19 protein-coding genes are annotated in these 21,146 nt (G+C 72.1%); 15 read left to right on the top strand and 4 right to left on the bottom strand.

The window, feature by feature from the left end:
• Positions 1-128: 128 nt before the first annotated feature.
• From AB0G16_RS30915 to AB0G16_RS30905, 3 genes are all read left to right on the top strand, one after another.
• Entirely contained in the window at positions 129-389 is a 261-nt protein-coding gene (locus tag AB0G16_RS30915) for a WhiB family transcriptional regulator (protein ID WP_037969494.1), read from the top strand.
• Positions 390-824: 435 nt separating this feature from the next.
• Positions 825-3,707, top strand: a complete 2,883-nt coding sequence (locus AB0G16_RS30910) for a glycosyltransferase family 2 protein (protein ID WP_362812879.1) — start codon at positions 825-827, stop codon at positions 3,705-3,707.
• Positions 3,704-5,119: a DUF5719 family protein gene (locus AB0G16_RS30905; RefSeq protein ID WP_362812875.1), complete on the top strand. Its 1,416-nt coding sequence runs from the start codon at positions 3,704-3,706 to the stop codon at positions 5,117-5,119. Before AB0G16_RS30910 ends, AB0G16_RS30905 begins: the two co-directional genes overlap by 4 nt.
• 117 nt (positions 5,120-5,236) lie before the next feature.
• On the opposite strand, the gene AB0G16_RS30900 is transcribed toward AB0G16_RS30905, so the two are convergent.
• Positions 5,237-5,692, bottom strand: a complete 456-nt coding sequence (locus AB0G16_RS30900) for a metallopeptidase family protein (RefSeq protein WP_362812872.1) — start codon at positions 5,690-5,692, stop codon at positions 5,237-5,239.
• A 221-nt stretch (positions 5,693-5,913) separates the two neighbouring features.
• Between AB0G16_RS30900 and AB0G16_RS30895 the strand changes: the two genes are divergently transcribed.
• Genes AB0G16_RS30895 through AB0G16_RS30875 form a run of 5 tightly spaced genes read left to right on the top strand, consistent with a single transcriptional unit; the run spans position 5,914 to position 9,974 of the window.
• Positions 5,914-6,282: a DUF3499 domain-containing protein gene (locus tag AB0G16_RS30895; RefSeq protein ID WP_068894558.1), complete on the top strand. Its 369-nt coding sequence runs from the start codon at positions 5,914-5,916 to the stop codon at positions 6,280-6,282.
• A gap of 49 nt (positions 6,283-6,331) precedes the next feature.
• Positions 6,332-7,687 (top strand): phosphomannomutase/phosphoglucomutase, encoded by a 1,356-nt coding sequence (locus AB0G16_RS30890; RefSeq protein WP_362812868.1) that lies wholly within the window; start codon positions 6,332-6,334, stop codon positions 7,685-7,687.
• A 4-nt stretch (positions 7,688-7,691) separates the two neighbouring features.
• Complete coding sequence (locus AB0G16_RS30885; RefSeq protein ID WP_362812865.1) at positions 7,692-7,865, top strand: Trm112 family protein; 174 nt, start codon at positions 7,692-7,694, stop codon at positions 7,863-7,865.
• Entirely contained in the window at positions 7,862-8,968 is a 1,107-nt protein-coding gene (locus tag AB0G16_RS30880) for an SIS domain-containing protein (RefSeq protein WP_362812862.1), read from the top strand. The genes AB0G16_RS30885 and AB0G16_RS30880 overlap by 4 nt, the downstream gene beginning before the upstream one ends.
• Before the next feature lie 46 nt (positions 8,969-9,014).
• Positions 9,015-9,974: a cation diffusion facilitator family transporter gene (locus AB0G16_RS30875; protein ID WP_362812859.1), complete on the top strand. Its 960-nt coding sequence runs from the start codon at positions 9,015-9,017 to the stop codon at positions 9,972-9,974.
• A 124-nt stretch (positions 9,975-10,098) separates the two neighbouring features.
• Here the strand turns inward: AB0G16_RS30875 and AB0G16_RS30870 are convergent, their stop codons facing one another.
• On the bottom strand, positions 10,099-10,473 hold the full coding sequence (locus tag AB0G16_RS30870; RefSeq protein ID WP_362812856.1) for a MerR family transcriptional regulator: 375 nt from the start codon (positions 10,471-10,473) through the stop codon (positions 10,099-10,101).
• Positions 10,474-10,690: 217 nt separating this feature from the next.
• Here AB0G16_RS30870 and ahcY point away from each other — a divergent pair, with 217 nt between their 5' ends.
• Both ahcY and AB0G16_RS30860 read left to right on the top strand, forming a co-directional pair.
• The gene (gene ahcY, locus AB0G16_RS30865) at positions 10,691-12,118 is read left to right on the top strand and encodes an adenosylhomocysteinase (protein WP_362812853.1); all 1,428 of its coding nucleotides are present in this window, start codon (positions 10,691-10,693) and stop codon (positions 12,116-12,118) included.
• 79 nt (positions 12,119-12,197) lie between these two features.
• Positions 12,198-13,439: an adenosylhomocysteinase gene (locus tag AB0G16_RS30860; RefSeq protein WP_362812849.1), complete on the top strand. Its 1,242-nt coding sequence runs from the start codon at positions 12,198-12,200 to the stop codon at positions 13,437-13,439.
• A gap of 107 nt (positions 13,440-13,546) precedes the next feature.
• Here the strand turns inward: AB0G16_RS30860 and AB0G16_RS30855 are convergent, their stop codons facing one another.
• Entirely contained in the window at positions 13,547-14,176 is a 630-nt protein-coding gene (locus AB0G16_RS30855) for a DUF305 domain-containing protein (protein WP_362812846.1), read from the bottom strand.
• 252 nt (positions 14,177-14,428) lie between these two features.
• Here AB0G16_RS30855 and AB0G16_RS30850 point away from each other — a divergent pair, with 252 nt between their 5' ends.
• The 4 genes from AB0G16_RS30850 to AB0G16_RS30835 all read left to right on the top strand — a co-directional run bounded on the left by AB0G16_RS30850 (position 14,429) and on the right by AB0G16_RS30835 (position 19,104).
• Positions 14,429-15,793, top strand: coding sequence for a hypothetical protein (locus tag AB0G16_RS30850; protein WP_362812938.1), 1,365 nt, complete (start codon positions 14,429-14,431; stop codon positions 15,791-15,793).
• 287 nt (positions 15,794-16,080) lie between these two features.
• The gene (locus AB0G16_RS30845) at positions 16,081-17,451 is read left to right on the top strand and encodes a hypothetical protein (RefSeq protein ID WP_362812843.1); all 1,371 of its coding nucleotides are present in this window, start codon (positions 16,081-16,083) and stop codon (positions 17,449-17,451) included.
• A gap of 235 nt (positions 17,452-17,686) precedes the next feature.
• Positions 17,687-18,754: a hypothetical protein gene (locus tag AB0G16_RS30840; RefSeq protein ID WP_362812840.1), complete on the top strand. Its 1,068-nt coding sequence runs from the start codon at positions 17,687-17,689 to the stop codon at positions 18,752-18,754.
• Positions 18,748-19,104, top strand: a complete 357-nt coding sequence (locus AB0G16_RS30835) for a GntR family transcriptional regulator (protein WP_362812837.1) — start codon at positions 18,748-18,750, stop codon at positions 19,102-19,104. The genes AB0G16_RS30840 and AB0G16_RS30835 overlap by 7 nt, the downstream gene beginning before the upstream one ends.
• Positions 19,105-19,157: 53 nt before the next feature.
• Here the strand turns inward: AB0G16_RS30835 and AB0G16_RS30830 are convergent, their stop codons facing one another.
• On the bottom strand, positions 19,158-20,063 hold the full coding sequence (locus AB0G16_RS30830) for an RDD family protein (RefSeq protein WP_362812834.1): 906 nt from the start codon (positions 20,061-20,063) through the stop codon (positions 19,158-19,160).
• A 37-nt stretch (positions 20,064-20,100) separates the two neighbouring features.
• On the opposite strand from AB0G16_RS30830, the gene AB0G16_RS30825 reads away from it, so the two are divergent.
• Positions 20,101-21,096: a stage II sporulation protein M gene (locus AB0G16_RS30825; RefSeq protein ID WP_362812831.1), complete on the top strand. Its 996-nt coding sequence runs from the start codon at positions 20,101-20,103 to the stop codon at positions 21,094-21,096.
• The last annotated feature ends 50 nt before the right edge of the window (positions 21,097-21,146 follow it).

Below are 21,146 nucleotides of genomic sequence, written 5' to 3'. Positions count from 1 at the left end.
CCGCTTGACGTCACACCGAGCACGCGCGTGTAATTACACACGTGTAGTTACGCCTTCCTCTGGGTGGGTAAGGGGCAGGCGTTCATAGGGGGGCTCCATTTTGCGGGCGTGCGGCAGGGAGGTGTGCAGTGGCCGACCTGGTCATCGCACAGGAGAGCATCGCTGAAGAGCAGCTTGGCTGGCAGGAGCGTGCCTTGTGCGCGCAGACCGACCCGGAGGCGTTCTTCCCGGAGAAGGGAGGCTCCACCCGCGAGGCCAAGAAGGTTTGCCGCTCCTGCGAGGTGCGTGCCGAATGTCTTGAGTACGCGCTGGAACATGACGAGCGGTTCGGCATCTGGGGTGGACTGTCCGAGCGGGAACGCCGCCGGATCAAGCGCGAGGCGGTCTGAGCCGTCCGGACGACGGCCGACCGAGAGGTCTGGGAAATCCGAGATCCGGACGATCTGCGAGTCCGAGCACCGATGAACATCTGACGAGATCCGACTACATCCAACGACACCTGACGACACCTGACAGGCACCGGACGGGCACGTGCGGGCGCCGCGCGGACGACGCGGGCACCGTACGGGGCCAGAGGGCGCCGTATGAAGGCCGAACCCGGACAGATCCGGGCGGTTCAAGAGAACGACCCGGGAACGCATCCGGGCGATCCACTACAGACACATGACGCCCCTCGGGGGGCTTGACGGATATGTCCGCGAGGCCACGTGACCACCAGTCACGTGGCCCTTTTTCGTGCGCTTCAACTGGTGCAAGACATATGCCGACATGGGGTGCCGTATCGTGGTCGCGCCGATCGTCACCCCCTCCTGAACACGGGACGTATGTCCATCAACGACCCCCAGCGCCCCCCTCGCCCCCAGCACAGCGTCACCGCGATCGTCGTCTCCCACGACGGCTCCCGCTGGCTGGGGGAGACCCTGGAAGCCCTGCTCCGGCAGACCCGCCCGGTGGACCGGGTCGTCGGTGTGGACAACGGCAGCAAGGACGGCAGCGCCGCGCTGCTGACCGCCTCCCTCGGCTCCCGGGCCGTCCTGACCCTGCCCCGGTCGACCGGGTTCGGCGAGGCCGTCGCCCAGGTGCTCGACCGGCTCGGCCCCGGTGGCGGCCGGGAGTGGATCTGGCTGCTGCACGACGACTGCGCCCCCGACCGGCACGCCCTGCGCACACTGCTGGAGGCCGCCGACTCCGATCCCAAGGCGGGGGTGCTCGGCCCGAAACTCCGCGACTGGGTGGACCGCCGGCTCCTGCTGGAGGTCGGCTTCACCGTCGACCGGACCGGCCGCAGGGACACCGGCCTGGAGGCCCGCGAGTTCGACCAGGGGCAGTACGACGGGGTCAGGGACGTGCTCGCGGTCTCCACCGCGGGCATGCTGATCCGCAGGGACGTCTGGGAGGAGGTGGGCGGGCTCGACCCCGCCCTGCCGCTCTTCCGCGACGACCTCGACCTGTGCTGGCGGGTCAGGAGCGCCGGGTACCGCGTGCAGAACGTCACCCGGGCGGTCGCCTGGCACGCCGAGGCGGCCACCCGGCGGCGGCGCCGCATCACCGCCAGCGGCGACCACCCGCGCCGCCTTGACCGGCGCAACGCCCTGTTCGTCGTCATGGCGAACCTCCCGCCGCGGGCGCTGCCGTGGGCGCTGGTCCGCAACCTGGTCGGGTGCCTGGCCCGCACCGTGCTGTTCCTGGTGGCCAAGCAGCCGGCAGGCGCGCTGGACGAGTTCCTCGCGTTCGGCTCGGTGTTCGGCCATCCGGTACGGATCGTCAAGGCCAGGCGGGCGCGGGCGGCGGGGCGCGGGCCGGGCCAGGTGGCCTCCGTCCGGCTGCTCACCCCGGCGGGCGCGGGTTACCGCAGGCTCGCCGACCGGGTCCGGAGCTACCTGGCCGGGTCCGGGTTCGTGGAGTCCGCCGGCCGCCACCACGCCGTGGCCGCCGCGGCCCAGGGCCCGCAGGAGGACGGCGAGGAACTGCTCGCCGACACCGGGGTGACGCAGCGCGTCTTCGGCAACCCGGGTGTCCTGCTCTTCCTGGCGCTCACCCTGGTCGCGCTGGTCGCCGAGCGGGCCCTGAACGGCGGTGACCGGCTGGGAGGAGGCGCGCTCGTCCCGGTGATCGGCGGCGCCTCGGACCTGTGGGACCTCTACCGGGAGGGGTACCACCGGACCGGCCTCGGCACCGACGCCTGGGCCCCGCCGTACGTGGCGGTGCTGGCCTCGCTCTCCACGGTGCTGTTCGGCAAGACCTGGCTCGCGGTCTCGGTGCTGCTGCTGGGCTGCGTGCCGCTCGCCGGCGTCTCCGCGTACGCGGCCACCAGATGGATGGTCCCGGGCCGCTGGACCCGCGTCTGGCTGGCCTCGTCCTACGCCCTGCTGCCGGTGGCCACCGGCGCCGTCGCCGCGGGAAGGCTGGGCACGGCGGTGGTGTTCGTGCTGCTGCCCGTCTACGCGGCGCTCGCCACCGTCGTGATCACCGGGGAACGGCGCCGGGCCCGCCGCGCCGCCTGGGCCCTGGGGCTCCTGCTGGCGGTCGGCACGGCCTTCGCCCCGCTGGTCCACCCGCTCACCGCGGTGCTCGGCCTGCTGGCGGCGCTGGCCTTCCCGCGCCGGGGCGTCGCCGTCTCGATGATCATCGCCTTCGCCGTGCCCGTGGCCCTGCTCCTGCCCTGGCTGGTCCAGGTGGTCTCCTCCCCGGGACGGCTGCTGCTGGAGGCCGGGCTGCACCGGCCCTCCCTGGTCGATCCCGCGCTGCCGGCCGAGTCGCTGCTGCTGCTCAGCCCGGGAGGACCGGGCACGCCGCCGCTCTGGGTGACCGGCGGTCTCGTGACGGCCTGCCTGCTGGCGTCGCTGATGCGGCGGAACCGGGTGGTCGTCGCGGTCGGCTGGGGTGTGGCGCTCTTCGGCCTGCTGATGGCGATCCTGGTCAGCAGGACCCCGGTCACCTCGATCAACGGCGACACGGAGGCCCCGGCCTGGCCGGGGGTGCCGCTGGCGTTCGCCGCCACCGGCATGCTCGTGGTGGCGGCGCTCACCGCCGGCCGGATCACCGAGTTCCGGGCCTCGGGAGGGGTACGCGGGCTCGTCGCGCTCGGGGTCGTCGCGGTGGCGTTCTCCACGCCGCTGCTGGCCGCGGGCGTGTGGGTCTCCAGGGGCGCGGACGAGCCGATCCGCGGGAGCGTACGCGACGTCGTGCCCGCCCTGGCGGCGGCGAACTCCGCGGGCGGCGAGCGGACCCTGCTGCTGCGCGCCTCGCCGCGGGGCCTGCTCCTCACCGTGCTGAGCGGGCGCACGCCGCTGATCGGCGAGGCCGACATCCCCGCGCCCGAGGGCCCCAGGGAGCGGGTCCGCCTCGCCGCCGCCGGGCTGGTGTCCGGCAGGGGCGGTGACGACGCCCGGGTGCTGGCCGCCCACGGGATCCGGTTCGTCGTGGTGACCGCGCCCGTCGACGCGCGCGTCAGCGCCGCCCTCGACTCGCAGCCCTCGCTGGCGAGGATGAGCCTGTCCCGCTCGGTGGGCGTGTGGCGGCTGACCCAGCCCGTGGCCGTCCCGCCCGACCCGCCCGGTGACCCCTGGCACGGCCGCTGGCTCCTCGTCCAGGCCGTGATGGTGATCGTCGTCATGGTGCTGGCGTCGCCGGGCCGGGGCGAGGGCGACGAGCGCGCGGTGCCGCAGGAGCCTTCCCGGCCCAGGAGAGAGCGGGTCGCCCGATGAGATCCCCGATCGAGAACAGGTTCGGCCTGCCGGCGCTGGTGCTGGTGGCCCTGCTCGCCCTGTACGGGACGGCCGCCGCCACCCGGTCACCGGCGGCCCCCGCCCCCGTGCCCCGGCCCGAGAGGGTGCCCGTGGCCTCGGTGACGGCCGTCTGCCCGGCCCCCGGCGAGGCCGCGGTCGGCGTGCTGACACCGCCCGGCGACCAGGCGCCGGGCACGGCGTCGCTCGTCGCCGCGGGCAGGACCCTCGCCGCCGTGAACGTCCCGGGCCGCCTGTGGCGCGAGGAGGTGCCCGCCTCGTCGTCGCCCCTCGTCGTCACGGCCTCCGGGAGCATGGCCTCCGGCCTGGAGGTGTCGCAGACCCGCCGGGAGACCTCGGGCGGGCAGCGAGGGCTGGCCGGGGTGCGCTGCACCGAGCCGGTGGCGAGCACCTGGCTGATCGGGCCGGGACCGTCCGCGGCCGACGTCACGCTCCACCTGTCCAACGCCGACCCGGCCCCGGCCGTCGCCGAGGTCGTGATCTACTCCGGCGAGGGGCCGGTGATCACCGAGAACGGGAACGTGTTCACCCTCAAGCCGGGCGAGAACCGCACGATCAGGATGAGGGACCTGGCGCCCTCGGCGCTGGTCATGGCGATCGAGGTCCGTACCGCCTCGGGACGGGTGACCGCGGCGGCCCGCGCGCTGATGAACGGCGGGCGCGGCGTCGACTGGCTCCCGGTCTCCGCAGCCCCCGCCACCCGCGTCGTGGTGCCCGGCATCCCCGGCGGCGGCGGGAGGCGGGAACTGCTCGTCGCCTCCCCCGCGGAGGCCGACACGCTGGTCGAGATCAAGGCGCTCACCCCCGAGGGGACGTACGCGCTCAAGGACCGCGAGCTGGTGGAGGTACCCGCCGGTTCCGTCGCCGCCCTGGACCTGGCCGCCGGGATCGGCGGCCAGCCCGCCGCGCTGCTGCTCACCGCCGACACCCCGTTCGTCGCCGGGCTCGTCGCCACCGGCACCGGCGCGAGGACGGACGTGGCCTTCACCGCGGGGGCGGACCCCGTCGACCTGGGCAGCGTCGTCGCGGAGAACCGCGTGGACGGCGCGACGACCTCGCGGCTGCTGCTGACCGCGTCCCAGGCGGCGGGAAGCGTGAGCGTGCAGGTGGTGCCGGGCACCGGCGAGGCGCACGAGCCCTTCCAGGTGGACATCCCGGCCGCGCGCACCGCGCAGGTCGCACTGCCCAAGATCAAGGGGACCTTCGCGGTGGTCGTACGGCCGCTGCCCGGTTCGGGGCCGGTCCACGGCGGGCGCGTCCTGGAGGAGCGGCTCAAGGGAGGAGCGGCGCTGACCGTGCAGCCGCTGGCCATGGCCCGGATCTGGGCGCTGGTCCCGCCGATGGCCGAGTCCGCCGCGATCGTCCTGCCCTGAGCCGGGCGCGCCGCGTCACGGCGGCCGCGCCGCGCGGTGATCGCGTCGCGGGGTGGTCGCGCCCCGTGGCCGCCCGTGCGGGAGGCCGCTCGTGCGGGAGGCCGCTCGTGCGGGAGGTCAGTCGTGGTCGTCGAAGCCGGGGTCGATCGACTCCGGGGAGAGCCCCAGCAGGCCCGCGACCTGCTCCACCACGGTCTCGTGCACCATGGCGCCGAGATGGTCGCGATCGCGCGACCGGCTCTCCAGGGGGCGGCGGTAGATGATCACGACGGCCGGGCGGCTCCCCGCGGCCGGTTCGGACCGCCCGAACGGGATCGGCTCCCCCGTCAACAGGCCGGGACCGTCACCCAGCTCGCTGATCGGCGGGACCTCCTCGACCGCGAACTCCACGGCCGCCAGTTGCTTGCCCCAGCGGGGCTTGAGCCGGTCGACGGCGTCCAGGACCAGGTCGTCGAACCGCTCGCTGCGAGCCTTGGCGATCGGCACGTGCGAGGGGGCCAGCGGACCGCGCAGGCCACGGCCGTGCCTGTCGCGTCTGCGGGGAGAACGAGGTCTGCCGGGTGCCGGGCTCACGGCTCCAGCTTAGACGCGACCCGGGCGGGCACGGGAGAGCGCCGGCCGTGGCCGGGACGGGACCCGCGAGGCGGCGGGAGGCCCGGGGCGGGGGCGTGCGGACAGGGGGTGAAGCCGTACAGGCGGGTGGAAGCCGGGACACGTGTCCGAATTGTGGCGACACGCTCGTTAAGAGCGCTCAGATAGTGGCGCCCCGGACGCTTACCGGATACGGTCCCACCGTGAGCCCCGTCCGCCGCTGTTCCCGCACCGCGTGCAGTCAGCCTGCCGTTTTCACGCTCACGTACGTCTACGCCGATTCGACCGCCGTTCTCGGGCCCTTGGCGACGTACGCCGAGCCGCACTGTTACGACCTGTGTGCCGAGCACGCCGAGCGGCTCACCGCCCCCCGCGGCTGGGAGGTGGTCCGCCTGCCGACCGACGGCGCCCCGCCCAGCACGGACGACCTGGAGGCCCTGGCGAACGCGGTCCGCGAGGCCGCCCGGCCCGCGCCGGGCAGCGGCACCGAGCCGGTCGGCCAGGGGGTCGAGGTCGGACGCAGGGGACATCTGAGGGTCCTCCGCTCGGCTCAGCCCCAGCGTGACCGCTGACCCTACTAGGCTGGGGGTCGCCGGACACGACGCAAGGGGTGGAGCTGGAGTGGGCGACCTCGCCAAGATCTTCAAGGCGTACGACGTTCGCGGCGTCGTGCCGGACGAGTTCGACGAGGCGGCCGCCGAGGCCGTGGGCGCGGCGTTCGCCGAGGTGACGGGCGCCCGGAGCGCCGTCGTGGCGCACGACATGCGCGCCTCCTCGGTCCCGCTGGCGGCGGCCTTCGTCCGGGGGGTCGTCTCCCGGGGCGCGGACGTGATCAACGCGGGCCTGGGCTCCACCGACATGCTCTACTACGCGAGCGGCAGCCTCGACCTGCCCGGCGTGATGTTCACCGCCAGCCACAACCCCGCCCGCTACAACGGCATGAAGATGTGCAGGGCCGGCGCCGTGCCGATCGGCGGCGCCACCGGGCTCGTCGAGATCCGCGACCGGGCCGCCGAGATCCTCGCCTCCGGCTCCCCGGGCGGCCCAGGGGGCGGCACGGTCTCCGAGCGCGACCTGCTCACCGGTTACGCGGAGTACCTGCGCGCGCTGGTCGACCTGTCGGGCATCCGGCCGCTGAGGGTCGTGGTGGACGCCGGCAACGGGATGGGCGGGCACACGGTCCCGACGGTCCTCGACGGGCTGCCGGTCGAGCTGACCGCCCTGTACTTCGAGCTCGACGGCACCTTCCCCAACCACGAGGCCAACCCCATCGAGCCGGACAACCTGCGCGACCTGCAGAAGGCCGTGCTCGACGTGGGCGCCGACATCGGGCTGGCCTTCGACGGCGACGCCGACCGCTGCTGGGTCGTGGACGAGCGCGGCGAGTCGGTCTCCCCGTCCACGATCACCGCGCTGGTCGCGGTCCGCGAGCTGGGCAGGCACCCGGGAGCCGCGATCATCCACAACCTGATCACCTCCCGGGGGGTCCCGGAGATCGTCGCCGAGCACGGCGGCCGGCCGATCCGCACCCGGGTGGGCCACTCCTTCATCAAGGCCGAGATGGCCGCGACCGGCGCGGTCTTCGGCGGCGAGCACTCCGCCCACTACTACTTCCGGGACTTCTGGTTCGCCGACTCCGGCATGCTGGCCGCGCTGCACGTGCTGGCCGCGCTGGGCGAGCAGGACCGGCCCCTGTCGGAGATCCTGGCCGCCTACGCCCGCTACGCGGCCTCCGGAGAGATCAACAGCACGGTCGCCGACCAGGCGGCGGCGACCGGGCGGGTGCGCGAGGCGTTCGCCTCCCGCGACGGCGTCACCTTCGACGAGCTGGACGGACTGACCGTCTCCGGCCCCGGATGGTGGTTCAACCTCCGTCCGTCCAACACCGAGCCGCTGCTCCGGCTGAACGCCGAAGCGGCCGACGAGATCCAGATGGCAGCGATCAGGGACGAGGTCCTTGCCCTCGTGAGGAGCTGAACACGTGAAGATCGACGACTGGCTGCTGGAGATCCTGGCCTGCCCGAACTGCAAGTCCCCCCTGCGGGCCGAGCCCGCCGTGGACGAGCTGTCGTGCACCTCCCCCTCCTGCGGCCTGGTCTACCCGGTCCGGGACGACATCCCGGTCCTGCTGGTCGACGAGGCCCGGAAGTCGTGAACTGGGAGCCGGATCGGCTCGACGACCAGACGTGGCTGACCGAGGGCGACCCCTCGGGCATGCTGCGGGCCGTGGCCGACTCGGCCGCGCAGATCCGCACCTCCCGCAGGGCCGCCCTGGAGGCGGACCTGTCCTCGATCACCGGCCAGGGCCGCCCCCGGGCGATCGTGGTCGCGGGCATGGGGGGTTCGGGCACCGCCGGCGACGTCCTGAACGTGGTGTGCGGCCCCGGCGCCCCGCTGCCGATCCTGACCGTCAGGTCCCACCGGCTCCCGGGCTGGATCGGCGCGACCGACCTCGTGATCGCCGTCTCCCGCTCCGGCAGGACCGAGGAGACGCTCGCGGCGGCCGGCGAGGCCGTCCGCCGGGGATGCCGGCTGCTCGCCGTCGGCGGGGCCGGCTCGCCGCTCCAGGCGATCGCCCGGCAGGCCGGGGCGCCGTTCGTGCCCGTCGCCGAGGGCTCCAGGCCGCGTGCGGCGCTGTGGGCGCTGGCGGTCCCCCTGGTGGTCGTCGCGGCCGGGCTCGGACTGGTCGAGGCGGGGGAGGAGATCTTCGAGGGGGTCGCCGGGAGGCTGGAGGACCTGGCCAACCGCTGCCGTCCGGCGAGCGAGTCCTTCGTCAACCCCGGCAAGTCCCTGGCCATGGACGTCGCCGAGAGCGTGCCGATGATCTGGGGCTGCTCGCCCGTGGCGACCGTCGCGGCCCACCGGTGGGCGTCCCAGTTCGGCGCGACCGGCAGGTACCCGGCGATCTGGGGGGAGCTGTCGGAGGCCGGGCACAACCAGGTCGCCGCGCTGGAGGGTCCGCTGGCCCAGCGTGACATCTTCGCCGACGAGAGCACGAGGTCGCTCCGGCTCTTCCTGCTGCGCGACGTGGAGGAGGACACCGTCCTCCTGCGGCGCAGGGAGGCGTCGGTCCGGCTGGCCGAGGGACGCGGCGTCGGGGTCACCCAGATCGCCGCGGAGGGGCTGCATCCGCTGGAGCGGCTGGCCACGCTGATCGCGCTCGGAGATTTCGCGAGTACATACCTCGCACTCGGGTACGGGCTCGACCCGACCCCTGTGTCGGTCATGAACGAACTCAGGGCGAGAATTTCCCCATAGGATTCCTGTCTCGTCCTTCGACCATACGAGCTGAGCGGAGGCTGCCGTGAGCGCGGGCGGCGGTACTAAGGCAATCATCGCGGCGTTGGCCGCCAACCTGGCGATCGCCGTGGCCAAATTCGTGGCGTTCCTGTTCACCGGTTCGTCATCGATGATCGCCGAATCGGTCCACTCGGTGGCCGACTCGGGAAACCAGGCCCTTCTGCTGCTGGGCGGCAAGCGCGCGCAGCGCGAACGCACGCCCCAGCACCCCTTCGGGTACGGCCGGGAGCGCTACTTCTACGCGTTCGTGGTGGCGGTGGTGCTGTTCACCATCGGCGCGGTGTTCTCCCTCTACGAGGGGATCCACAAGCTCCAGCACCCCGAGGAGCTCACCTCCCCGCAGTGGGCCTTCGGCGTGCTGATCTTCGCGATCGTCGCCGAGTCGTTCTCGTTCAGGACGGCGATCATCGAGTCCAACCACGTCCGGGGCAACCAGTCGTGGGTGCAGTTCATCCGCCGCTCCAAGTCGCCCGAGCTGCCGGTCATCGTGCTGGAGGACCTCGGCGCGCTGCTGGGCCTGATCTTCGCGCTCTTCGGCGTGACGATGGCCGTGGTGACCGGCAACCCGATCTGGGACGGCGTCGGCACCATCATGATCGGCGTGCTGCTCGCGGTCATCGCCATCATCCTGGCGATCGAGACCAAGTCGCTGCTGCTCGGCGAGGGCGCGGGCCCGGAGGTCGAGGTCGCCATCATGCAGGCGCTGGAGAGCGCCCCCGAGGTGACCCGGGTCATCCACATGCGCACGCTGCACCTGGGCCCCGAGGAGGTCCTGGTCGCGGCCAAGATCGCGGTCGACCACGACGACACGGCCGCGGAGGTGGCCCGGGGCATCGACGAGGCCGAGCAGCGTATCCGCGCCGCCGTCCCGACGGCCCGGGTCATCTACCTGGAGCCCGACCTGTACAGGTCCGACGCCGCCCCCGCTCCCACGCCGGGGACGGCCCCCTCCGGCACGGTCTGATCCCTCCTCCCGGACGGCCCGCCCGCGACGGCTTCTCACGAGGCCTTCCCGGCGGCCCTGTCCGGGGCCTTCCACGCCGGTCGCCTCAGGGCCGCCCCCTCAGGGGGCGGCCCTGAGGCGTTTCTCACGGGCGGCCCTGAGGCCTTTGACCCTGCGGGCGGCCCCCGGGGCCGCCCTGGAGCAGGCGAAGGGCCTTCTCCTTCTCGAAGTCCAGGGCCCTGCGAGGAGCCTGCAGGCGGCCGATCCGCAGCCCCAGGTCCCGTACGGCCTGGGCGACCGCGGGTTCGCTCAGCACGCGCAGCGCGAACGCCAGCTCGGCGGGGGAGACGTCGAACCGCCTCTCCAGGTCGAGGCTCTGGGCGACGGCCGCGAGCTCCTCGGGGCCGAACCGGCGGTGCGCGCCCTGGTTCCTGATCGGGGGCAGCAGGCCGAGCGCCTCGCGGTAGCGGAGCATCCGCGGGGACATCCCGAGCCTTCTGGCGGCCTCGGTGATCCGCATCGGTGACCCCTCTCCAAGGAACCTTACATTCTTGTGTCAGGTTAACCCCTCAAAGGGTGCGCGGGGTCGTTCCGTCCGCCTAAACTCGCAAGCGTCGACTTTCCGGTGGAGCGGTGAGCCGGGGAGGCGGGCCTGAGAGCGAGGCCGGTCGCGGGACGAGAGCGACAGGCGCGGGCGCGAGGCGCACACCGCCCATCAATCAGAGGAGTAACCACACATGGATTTCAAGGTCGCCGACCTTTCCCTCGCGGCTTTCGGCCGTAAGGAGATCCAGCTGGCGGAGCACGAGATGCCCGGCCTGATGGCCGTCCGCGAGGAGTACGCCGCGGCCCGGCCGCTCGCCGGAGCGAAGATCATGGGCTCCCTGCACATGACCATCCAGACCGCCGTGCTGATCGAGACCCTGGTCGCGCTCGGCGCCGACGTCCGCTGGGTGAGCTGCAACATCTTCTCCACCCAGGACCACGCCGCCGCCGCCGTGGTGGTCGGGCCCGAGGGCACTCCGGAGGACCCCAGGGGCGTCCCGGTCTTCGCCTGGAAGGGCGAGACCCTGGAGGAGTACTGGTGGTGCACCGAGCAGGCCCTGGCGTGGCCCGGCGGCGGTGGCCCCAACATGATCCTCGACGACGGCGGCGACGCCACCCTGCTCGTCCACAAGGGCGCCGAGTACGAGAAGGCCGGCGCCGTGCCCAGCGCCTCCGAGGACGACCCCGAGGAGTGGGGCATCATCCTGGAGCTGCTCCGCCGCACGGTCACCCCCGAGGGCCACTGGACCAAGGTCGCCGCGGGCATCAAGGGTGTCACCGAGGAGACCACGACCGGCGTCCACCGCCTGTACGAGATGTTCAAGAACGGCACGCTGCTCTTCCCGGCGATCAACGTCAACGACTCGGTCACCAAGTCCAAGTTCGACAACAAGTACGGCTGCCGCCACTCGGTGATCGACGGTCTCAACCGCGCCACCGACGTGCTGATCGGCGGCAAGGTGGCGCTCGTCGCCGGGTACGGCGACGTCGGCAAGGGCTGCGCCGACGCGCTCAGGGGCCAGGGCGCCCGCGTCATCGTCACCGAGGTCGACCCGATCTGCGCGCTCCAGGCGGCCATGGACGGCTACCAGGTCACCACGCTGGAGGAGGTCGTCGGCATCGTCGACATCTTCGTCACCACGACCGGCAACTTCGACATCATCACGGCCGACCACATGGCCCGGATGAAGCACAACGCCATCGTGTCCAACATCGGCCACTTCGACAACGAGATCGACATGGCCGGCCTGGCCAGGATCCCGGGCATCGAGAAGACCGAGGTCAAGCCGCAGGTCCACACCTGGCGCTTCCCCGACGGCAAGCAGATCATCGTGCTCGCCGAGGGCCGCCTGATGAACCTGGGCTGCGCCACCGGCCACCCCTCGTTCGTGATGTCGAACTCCTTCACCAACCAGGTGATCGCGCAGATCGAGCTGTTCACCAAGACGGACGACTACCCGATCGGCGTCTACGTGCTGCCCAAGCACCTGGACGAGAAGGTCGCCCGCCTGCACCTGGACGCCCTGGGCGTGAAGCTCACCAAGCTCACCAAGGCCCAGGCCGAGTACATCGGCGTGGACGTCGAGGGCCCGTACAAGGCCGACCACTACCGTTACTGATACCGACGGTACGTCTAGGTACGTTCCACCGGGCCCCCGCGACGTCGCGGGGGCCCGTCCGGGTGAGCGGGGGAGAGACGTGGACAGCGACCTGGTGGCCGCGGGCGAGCGGAGAATCGGGTGGGCGGCGCGGGCGATGCCGGTGCTCAACGCCCTCGGCGAGCGGTTCGCCGCCGAGAGGCCCCTGGAGGGCCTGCGGATCGCGGCCTGCCTGCACGTCACCGCCGAGACCGCCGTGCTCATGGGCACGCTCCGGGCCGGCGGGGCCGAGATCGCCCTGGCCGCCTCCAACCCCCTGTCCACCCAGGACGACGTGGCCGAGGCGCTGCGCGACTACGGGCTCGTCGTGCACGCGCAGGCCGGGGTGACCCGGGAGGCCTACTACGGCCACATCCACCAGGCGCTCGACCTGCGTCCCGACATCGTGCTGGACGACGGCTGCGACCTGGTCAACATCCTGCACACCGAGCGGACCGAGCTGCTGGACGGGGTCTCGGGAGGGTGTGAGGAGACCACCACCGGGATCATCAGGCTCCGCCAGATGGCCGCGGAGAACGCCCTGAGGTTTCCCGTGGTGGCCGTCAACGACACCCGGACGAAGCGGATGTTCGACAACCGCTACGGCACCGGCCAGTCGACGATGGACGGCATCATGCGCGCCACCAACACGCTGCTGGCGGGGAAGATCGTGGTGGTCGCCGGGTTCGGCTACTGCGGCCGGGGCGTCGCCGAGCGGGCCAGGGGGCTGGGGGCGCGGGTCGTGGTGACCGAGGTCGACCCGGTCAAGGCGGTGGACGCCCTGCTCCAGGGCTACGACGTGCGGTCGATGGCCGCCGCCGCCGAGATCGGCGACGTCTTCGTCACGGTCACCGGTAACCGCGACGTCATCGGGGGCGAGCACCTGGCCCGGATGAAGGACGGCGCGATCCTGGCCAACGCGGGTCACTTCGACGTCGAGATCGACGTCCGCGCCCTGGACGACCTGGCGCACGCCGTCCACCGCGGGGTGCGTCCCAGCACCGACGAGTACGTCCTCGCCGACGGCCGCAGGATCCTGCTGCTGGCCGAGGGCCGCCTGGTGAACCTGAGCGCCGCGGAGGGCCATCCGGCCGCCGTGATGGACATGTCCTTCTCCGCGCAGGCGCTCTCGGTGGCCTGGCTGGCCCGCGAGCGGGCGCGGCTCGCGCCCGGCGTGTACGACGTGCCCGAGGACGTGGACGTGGAGGTGGCACGCCTGAAGCTGGCCGCCGCGGGCATCGAGGTGGACGAGCTCACCCCCGACCAGGAGGAGTACCTGCACTCCTGGCGGCTCGGCTCGTAACCGCTCCCCCCCGCGGCCGTCCCGGCCCGCGCGGCCGCTGCCGGCTCACCGTGGCCGCGCCCGGCTCCTCTCCGGTCGCGCCCGGCCTCTCCGCGGGCGCGCCCGGCTCAGAGTTCGGCCTCCATCTCGCGCATCCTGCGGATCTCGGCGGCCTGGCCGACCGAGACGTCGTTGGCCAGCTCCTCGACCCGCTGGTGCGCGCCGGAGACCAGCACCTTCTCGGACATGGTGAGCGCGCCCAGGTGGTGGGCGGTCATGAGCTTGATGAAGAGCCGGTCGAACTCCTTGCCCGAGGCGGCCCTGAGCGCCGCCAACTGCTCCGGGGTGGCCATTCCGGGCATGGAGCCGTGCCGGGCGTGGTGCGCGGGGGCGCGCAGCCCCTGCTGCTGGAGCCAGGAGATCATGAACTGGATCTCCGGTCCCTGCGAGTCCGCGATGCGCGAGGCCAGGCTCTTCAGCCGGACGTGCTCGCCCCGGGTCGGGGCCAGGGAGGCCATCTCCAGGGCCTGACGGTGGTGGACCACCATGTCCTGCACGTACGTCACGTCGGCGGCGTTGGCGGTGGCGGTGGGCACGAGCGTGGCCGCCACGTCGGGGGCGACGGTCCTGGCGGGCTCGCCGGGCCGGCCCGGGACGATCACCGGTGCCGAGGCCCCGGAGGTCGCGGGCGGATCGGCCTCCGACGTGCACGCGACCAGGGAGAGTGCGGCGATCACGACGACGAGCGCGGCGCGCACCCGGCCTCCTTCTGGTGGTGTCCAGTGATGAAGGACCGTAACCCCCCGATGGTCTGCCCGTAAAGAGCTTATTTCGACAGCAGTTGCTAACACTATGACAACTTGTCGCGCGAGTCGCGAAGGTGGAGTATTTGGCCTTTATGCTCCTTTTATTGGTGCATGTACCAAGGAGGTCCACGAGTGTCCACCCTCTTCAGGAAAGGCCTGACCGGCCGATTCCTGGTCGCGGCGGGTATCGCCGTCGCGACGGCCATGGCCGCCCTACCCGCGCAGGCCGCAGACATCCCGGCGCCCGGTGAGATCGCCAAGAGCGAGAACATCGAGCACGTCCTCAACGTCCCCAAGCCCGGCGAGCTGGCCGACATCCACACCGACATGGCGTTCCAGGGCGACTACGCCTACGTCGGCAACTACTCCGGCTTCTCGATCTACGACATCAGGAAGCCGAAGAAGACCTCGCTGGTCAGCTCGGTGGTCTGCCCCGGCGGCCAGATGGACGTGGCGGTCTACGGCAACCTGCTCTTCGGCGCGGTCGACTCCCCCCGCAACAACGACTCCTGCGAGAGCGTCGGCCAGGGCGCCGACATCAAGGAGTCGTGGGAGGGCGTGCGGATCTTCGACATCAGCGACAAGAAGAACCCCAAGTACATCAAGGCGGTCGAGACCAACTGCGGCTCGCACACGCTGACCCTGGTCCCGGGCAAGGGCAGGGACCGCAAGAACGTCTACGTGTACGTCTCCTCGTACCGGCCGAGCGCCTCGTTCCCGGACTGCCAGCCGCCGCACGACAAGATCTCGATCATCAAGGTGCCGCTGCGCGACCCGGCCTCCGCCGCGGTGGCGGCCACCCCGGTGCTCTTCCCGGACGGCGGCAACCCCGGTGACGGGCTGCCGTACCCGGAGGGCACCTCGGCGACGAGCGGCTGCCACGACATCACCGCCTACCCGGAGAAGGGCATCGCCGCCGGCGCCTGCATGGGCGAGGGCATCCTGATGGACATCTCCAAGCCGCTCGAGCCGAAGGTCACCGCGACGGTCCGGGACGACCAGAACTTCGCGTTCTGGCACTCGGCGACCTTCAACAACGAGGGCACCAAGGTGATCTTCACCGACGAGCTCGGCGGCGGCAGCAGGGCCACCTGCAACGAGGCCATCGGCCCGAACCGGGGCGCCAACGCCTACTTCGACATCAAGAGGGGGCAGTTCGTCTTCAAGAGCTACTTCAAGATCGCCCGTCACCAGGCCGACACGGAGAACTGCGTCGCGCACAACGGCTCGCTGATCCCGGTCAAGGGCAAGGACATCATGGTCCAGGCCTGGTACCAGGGCGGCATCTCGGTCGTGGACTTCACCGACTCGGCCAACCCGAAGGAGATCGCGTTCTTCGAGCGCGGCCCCGACGAGACCGCTCCTCCGCTCAGCGGCGGCTTCTGGTCCGCGTACTACTACAACGGTTACATCTACGGCAGTGACTTCAACCTCGGCCTCGACGTGTTGAAGATCAACGACCGGCGTACGGACAAGGCGTCGAAGGTCAAGTTCGACATCCTGAACGCGCAGACCCAGGCCTCCTACCGCGAGGGCTGGGGCTGGGGCTGGGGACACGGCCACCACTGATCTCCGACGGACGGCACGACGGCCGCCGGGCGCTCGACGGAGTGCCCGGCGGTCGCCGTCTCCGGGGCGGGCGCGCCCCCGATCCCCTCCCCGTCGGCGCGCGAAAGCCTATGAAAGTACTGTTCACATGATGAAGCGTAAAGACCTGAAATAGCATTTTATTGTGACAAAGTGACATCGCGTCAATGCTTGATGTCAAGAATGTCGCGTGTTATCTCACATATAACTCATCTCCGTCCGCGGGAGGCGTCCTCGTGTTCGCTCCTCGAAGAGCCTTACGGACATCGGTGCCGGTGGTGTGGACGGCGGCGGTGGCGGTGGCCGTCGCCATGCCGGTGCCCGCGACTCCCGCGCGGGCCGATGACATCCCCCCGCCCGGCAAGGTCGCGACCAGCGCCAACGTGAAGCACCTGGGCACCCTGCCCAAGCTCCCCGGTCTCGGGGCCACCACCAACAGCGACATCGCCTTCCAGGACGACCACGCCTATGTCGGCAACTACGGCGGCTTCTCGATCTACGACATCAAGAACCCCGCGCGGGCCAAGCTGGTCAGCGGCGTCCTGTGCCCGGGGTACCAGATGGACGTCGCCGTCCACGGCAACCTGCTGTTCACCGCGGTCGACGAACCCCGCAGCAACGACTCCTGCGCCAGTACCGCCCTGAGTCCCGGTGCCAAGGAGTCGTGGGAGGGTGTACGGATCTTCGACGTCGGCGACAAGAGCAACCCCAGGTACATCCAGTCGGTCAGGACCGACTGCGGCGCGCACACGCTGACCCTGGTCCCGCCCAAGGGCAAGGACCGTGAGAACGTCTACCTGTACGTCTCCTCCTACGACCCGAGCGCCTCGTTGCCCGGCTGCACGCCGCCGCACGACAAGATCTCGGTCATCAAGGTGCCGCTGCGCAGTCCCGTGGACGCGGCCGTGGTGTCCACCCCGGTCGTCTTCCCCAAGGGCGGCAACGCGACGCAGTCGAGCCTGTTCATGCCAACCAGCGGGTGCCACGACATCACCGTCTACCCGGAGAAGGACATCGCGGCCGGGGCCTGCCTGGGTGACGGCGTCCTGTTCGACATCTCCGACCGGGAGCGGCCGGTGCTCACCGCCAGCGTCACCGACCCGAACTTCGCCTTCTGGCACTCGGCGACCTTCGACAACCGGGGGAACAAGGTCGTCTTCGCCGACGAGCTCGGCGGCGGGAGCACGGCCACCTGCAACGAGAGCACCAGGCCGACCCAGGGGGCCGACGCCGTCTACGAGATCGTCAAGGGCCGGCTCGTCTTCAAAAGCTACTTCAAGATCCCTCGCCACCAGGCCAGCTCGGAGAACTGTGTCGCGCACAACGGCTCGCTGATCCCGGTCAAGGGCAAGGACATCATGGTCCAGGCCTGGTACCAGGGTGGCGTCTCCTTCGTGGACTTCACCGACCCGGCCGACCCGAGGGAGTTCGGCTACTTCGAGCGCGGCCCCGAGCCCGACGGGAAGGGGGGCGGCATCTGGTCGGCCTATTACTACAACGGTCACGTCTACGCGAGCGACTACCGCCGGGGGCTGGACGTCCTGCGGATCGACGACCGCCGGACCGACCCGGCCAGGCGGGTCCGCACGGACCGGCTGAACGTGCAGACCCAGGGCTCCCTTCCCGAGCGCCGGCGCTGACCGCCCGGCGGGCCGCCGTTCTCCCTGACGCCCCGCGGGGGACGTGCGACGAGGGGCCCGTCCCACCGTGAACGAGACGCCCCGGCCACCGACGGCCGGGGCGTCTCGGCGTGGCGGGCGCCCCCGCGTCCCGCCTCGCCGCACCCCGCTCCGGTCCGGTTCCGGAGGTCCGGGGCCCTTCCTCCTCAACTGTTTAGACTGTTATAGTCTAATACAAACAGTTGGAGGTGGAATCATGTCCTTGTCCGCTGTGGCTCCTCGCCACGCCGATCACGCCGCGCCGGGACGGACGCGCCGGTTGATCCTGACGATCCTCGGCCCGGTGCTCCTCCTGACCGTCTCGCTGGCCGTGGCCAGGCTGTACGACGACGACCCCGGCCGCGTTCTCTCCGCCGGCTGGCCGGTCGACCCCCGGTACGAGTTCACCTGGCGGGACGTGTCCGCCCAGCCGGCCTTCGGGATGATGGTGTGGTTCGAGGCGTTCCTCGTCGTCTCGTTCCTGTACTACTGGCGCCTGCCCCGGGTCCAGCGGGTACTGGTCGCCACCGGCTTCGCCATGGGCCTGACCGTTCCGGCGGCGGGCGTGCTGTCGATGCTCGCGCCGGTCGTGGCCGCGGGCTCCACGAGCTCCGCGGGCCGGCCGCCGTGGTACCTTGCGGTGGAGATCGCCGCGGGAGCCGGGGCGTTCGCGCTGGGCTGGAGGGCGGCCGGTCCGTCACCGCGGCCGCCCGAGGTGACCGCCGCACCACCGCCGCACGCGCCCGCCATGGCGCTCGGCCCGCGGCAGCGTGCCCTGTTCACCGCCTCGTCCTGGTCGGTCCGGAACCTGCTGCTCGCCACGGCGGTGGCGACGGTCACCGCGCTGACCGCTGTCCTGTGGGCCGACTACGAGTGGCAGCGCGTGGTCCTGCTCGCCGGGACGGCGGTCTTCGTGGCGGCACAGGCGCGTACCCGCCTGCAGATCGACGCCTCGGGGGTGACCCTGCGGGTCCCCTGGGTGCCCTTCCTGAGCCGTACCGTGCCGTACGCGCTGATACGGTTCGCCGAGGCCAGGAACGAGCCTCCCCGCCGGCGTGAGGGGCCGGCCGGGGGCGAGCCCGCCGACGGGCCCCCTCCCGGGCGGTACGTGCTGGGCGACAGCGCGGCGGGGTGGGGTGTCGTCAGCGGGAAGGGCCCGGTGCTCGTCCTGTCCCTGGCCGACGACCGGTGGTTCGTCTACTCCACGCGCGAGGCGCGGGACGCGGCTGCCCTGGTCAACGGAGAGCTGCGCAGGCAACGACAGGCGGGAACGGCAGAATGTTGATCACGGTTGACCCCTCGTCGGCCCAGCCGCTCGCCGACCAGGTGGCCGACTCGGTCCGCGTCGCGCTGGCCGACGGCAGGGCGGCGCCCGGGGACCGGCTGCCCTCGGCGCGGACCGTGGCCGCGGCCCTGGACATCAACCTGCACACCGTCCTGCGCGGCTACCAGCAGCTACGCGAGGAGGGGCTGGTGGAGCTGCGCCGAGGCCGGGCGGCCGTCATCACCGGGCAGGCCGACGGGCTCCGCCTGAGGCTCGCCGCGGCGGCCGAGGAGTTCGCCAGGGCCGCCCGGCAGGCCGGGGCCTCCACCGAGGAGGCGCTCGCCGCGGCCCGCGAGGCGCTGGCCCGCTGACCGGCGGCGGCGTGACGGCGGCGACGGCGGCGGCGACGGCGACGGCGGGAAGGTCAGACCGGAGGAGCGAAACCGTCCTGGGCCGGCCCGGAGGCGGCCGGCGGATGAGCGGGCCGGGGCGGGGGACCGCCGGGCGGGTACCCCCAGACGGGCGGGGGATCGCCGGGCGGGTACCCGCCGACGGGCGAGGGACCGCCGGGCGGGTACGCGCCGGTGCTCCTCGCGAGGCGGAGCTGCTCGCGGCGCCGGCGTTCGGCCAGGACGGCGGTCAGGTAGGCGAACGGCGGCGCGCCGGGCGGCGCGGGCGGGGAGACGAAGGCCGACATCTCGGTGGCGATGCGCACACCCATCTCGTGCTGGACGGCGGGTGACAGGTCGTGCCAGCGCAGGAGGTACTGGCGCGCGGTGGCGGCGACCTGCTCGGGCAGCCGCGACAGCTCCAGCGTCGCCGCCCACGCGGCCAGCGGCGGGGGCATGTACAGCATCGGCCCGTACTGCCGGGGAGCGCGCTCGGAGATCACCATGGTGCCGGCGAAGATGTCACCGAGCCTCTTGCCCCGCTCCGAGATCAGCGAACTGATCAGCGCGGGGGCGCCGGTGAGGATCCAGAACTCCAGCACGCCGGCCAGCCCGCGGAACAGGGCCTGCCGGAACCGTTCCGGGCCGCCGTCGTCGCTGACCACCCGCAGTCCCAGGGCGAGCTTGCCCAGGCTGCGCCCACGGGTGAGCGTCTCGAAGATCACCGGGTAGCCGACGATCACCAGCACGCTGAGCGAGAGGTAGACCATCGTGGTCAGGGCCGGGTCGCTCAGCAGGCCCAGGCTGCCGACCAGCAGGGAGACGCCCAGCAACGTCGCGATCTGGACGGCCATGTCGATCATGAGCGCCGCTGCCCTGCTCGGGGGCAGGGCGACACGTACCTCTAGGACCACGGCCTCGCCGGTCACGACATCGGACACAACCAGCACCCTACCGCCGACTGGATAGGCTGCCGGAGTGGACATCGACGCGTTCGTCACCGCGCACCGGCCCGCCTGGGACCGCCTGGAGGCGCTGATCCGGCGGCGCAGGTCGCTGAGCGGCGCCGAGGTCGACGAACTGGTCGACCTCTACCAGCGGGTGGCCACGCACCTGTCGCAGGTCCGCTCCACCTCGGCCGACCCGATCCTGGTGGGCCGCCTGTCGGCGCTGGTGGCCCGTGCCCGCTCGGCCGTGACCGGGGCGCACACCCCCGCCTGGCGGGAGCTCGCCCGCTTCTTCACGGTCTCCTTCCCGGTGGTCGCCTACCGGGCCCGCTACTGGTGGGCGGCCACCTCGGCCGCGTTCCTCCTGGTCACGACGGTCGTCGCCGTCTGGGTGGCCAAGGACCCCGCGGTCCAGTCGGCGATCGCGACGCCCGAGCAGATCACGCGGCTCGTCGAGCACGACTTCGCCGACTACTACTCGGAGAACCCGGCGGCCTCGTTCGCCGGGCAGGTCTGGGTCAACAACGCCTGGGTGTCGATGCAGGTCATCGTCATGTCCGTCCTGCTCGGCCTGCCGATCCCGTACGTCCTCTGGGAGAACGCCCTGAACGTGGCGGTCTCGGCCGGGCTGATGGGCTCGCGCGACAGGCTCGACGTCTTCTTCGGCCTGATCACCCCGCACGGCCTGCTGGAGCTGACCGCGGTGTTCCTGGCCGCGGCCGCCGGCATGCGCCTGGGCTGGACGGTCGTGGACCCGGGCCCGCGCGGGCGCCTGGAGGCCCTGGCCGAACAGGGCAGGGCCGTGATGAGCGTGGCGCTTGGCCTGGTCGTGGTGCTGTTCGTCTCCGGGCTGATCGAGGGCCTGGTCACGCCCTCGGGGCTGCCCACCTGGGTCCGGATCGGCATCGGGGTGGTCGCCGAGGCCCTCTTCCTCGGTTATGTGATCTTCTTCGGCCGCCGGGCGCTGGCCGACCGCGAGACCGGTGACCTGGAACGCGCCCCCGACCTCGCCCCGAGCGCCGGCTGACCTCGTCCTCCCCGCCGGGCGCGGTGGCGCGGACGTCCGCGCCACCGCGC

It is taken from the genome of Streptosporangium sp. NPDC023615, assembly GCF_040640155.1.
GTDB lineage: Bacteria > Actinomycetota > Actinomycetes > Streptosporangiales > Streptosporangiaceae > Streptosporangium.
This window is presented reverse-complemented; position numbering and strand designations above follow the sequence as displayed.

Excerpts from the sequence above, each read along its gene's own strand:
- AB0G16_RS30870 (WP_362812856.1), bottom strand. The coding sequence starts at position 10,473 with ATGCGGATCACCGAGGCCGCCAGAAGGCTCGGGATGTCCCCGCGGATG.
- AB0G16_RS30850 (WP_362812938.1), top strand. The coding sequence starts at position 14,429 with ATGGCCGCCCTACCCGCGCAGGCCGCAGACATCCCGGCGCCCGGTGAG.
- AB0G16_RS30835 (WP_362812837.1), top strand. The coding sequence starts at position 18,748 with ATGTTGATCACGGTTGACCCCTCGTCGGCCCAGCCGCTCGCCGACCAG.
- AB0G16_RS30910 (WP_362812879.1), top strand. The coding sequence starts at position 825 with ATGTCCATCAACGACCCCCAGCGCCCCCCTCGCCCCCAGCACAGCGTC.
- AB0G16_RS30905 (WP_362812875.1), top strand. The coding sequence starts at position 3,704 with ATGAGATCCCCGATCGAGAACAGGTTCGGCCTGCCGGCGCTGGTGCTG.
- ahcY (WP_362812853.1), top strand. The coding sequence starts at position 10,691 with ATGGATTTCAAGGTCGCCGACCTTTCCCTCGCGGCTTTCGGCCGTAAG.
- AB0G16_RS30840 (WP_362812840.1), top strand. The coding sequence starts at position 17,687 with ATGTCCTTGTCCGCTGTGGCTCCTCGCCACGCCGATCACGCCGCGCCG.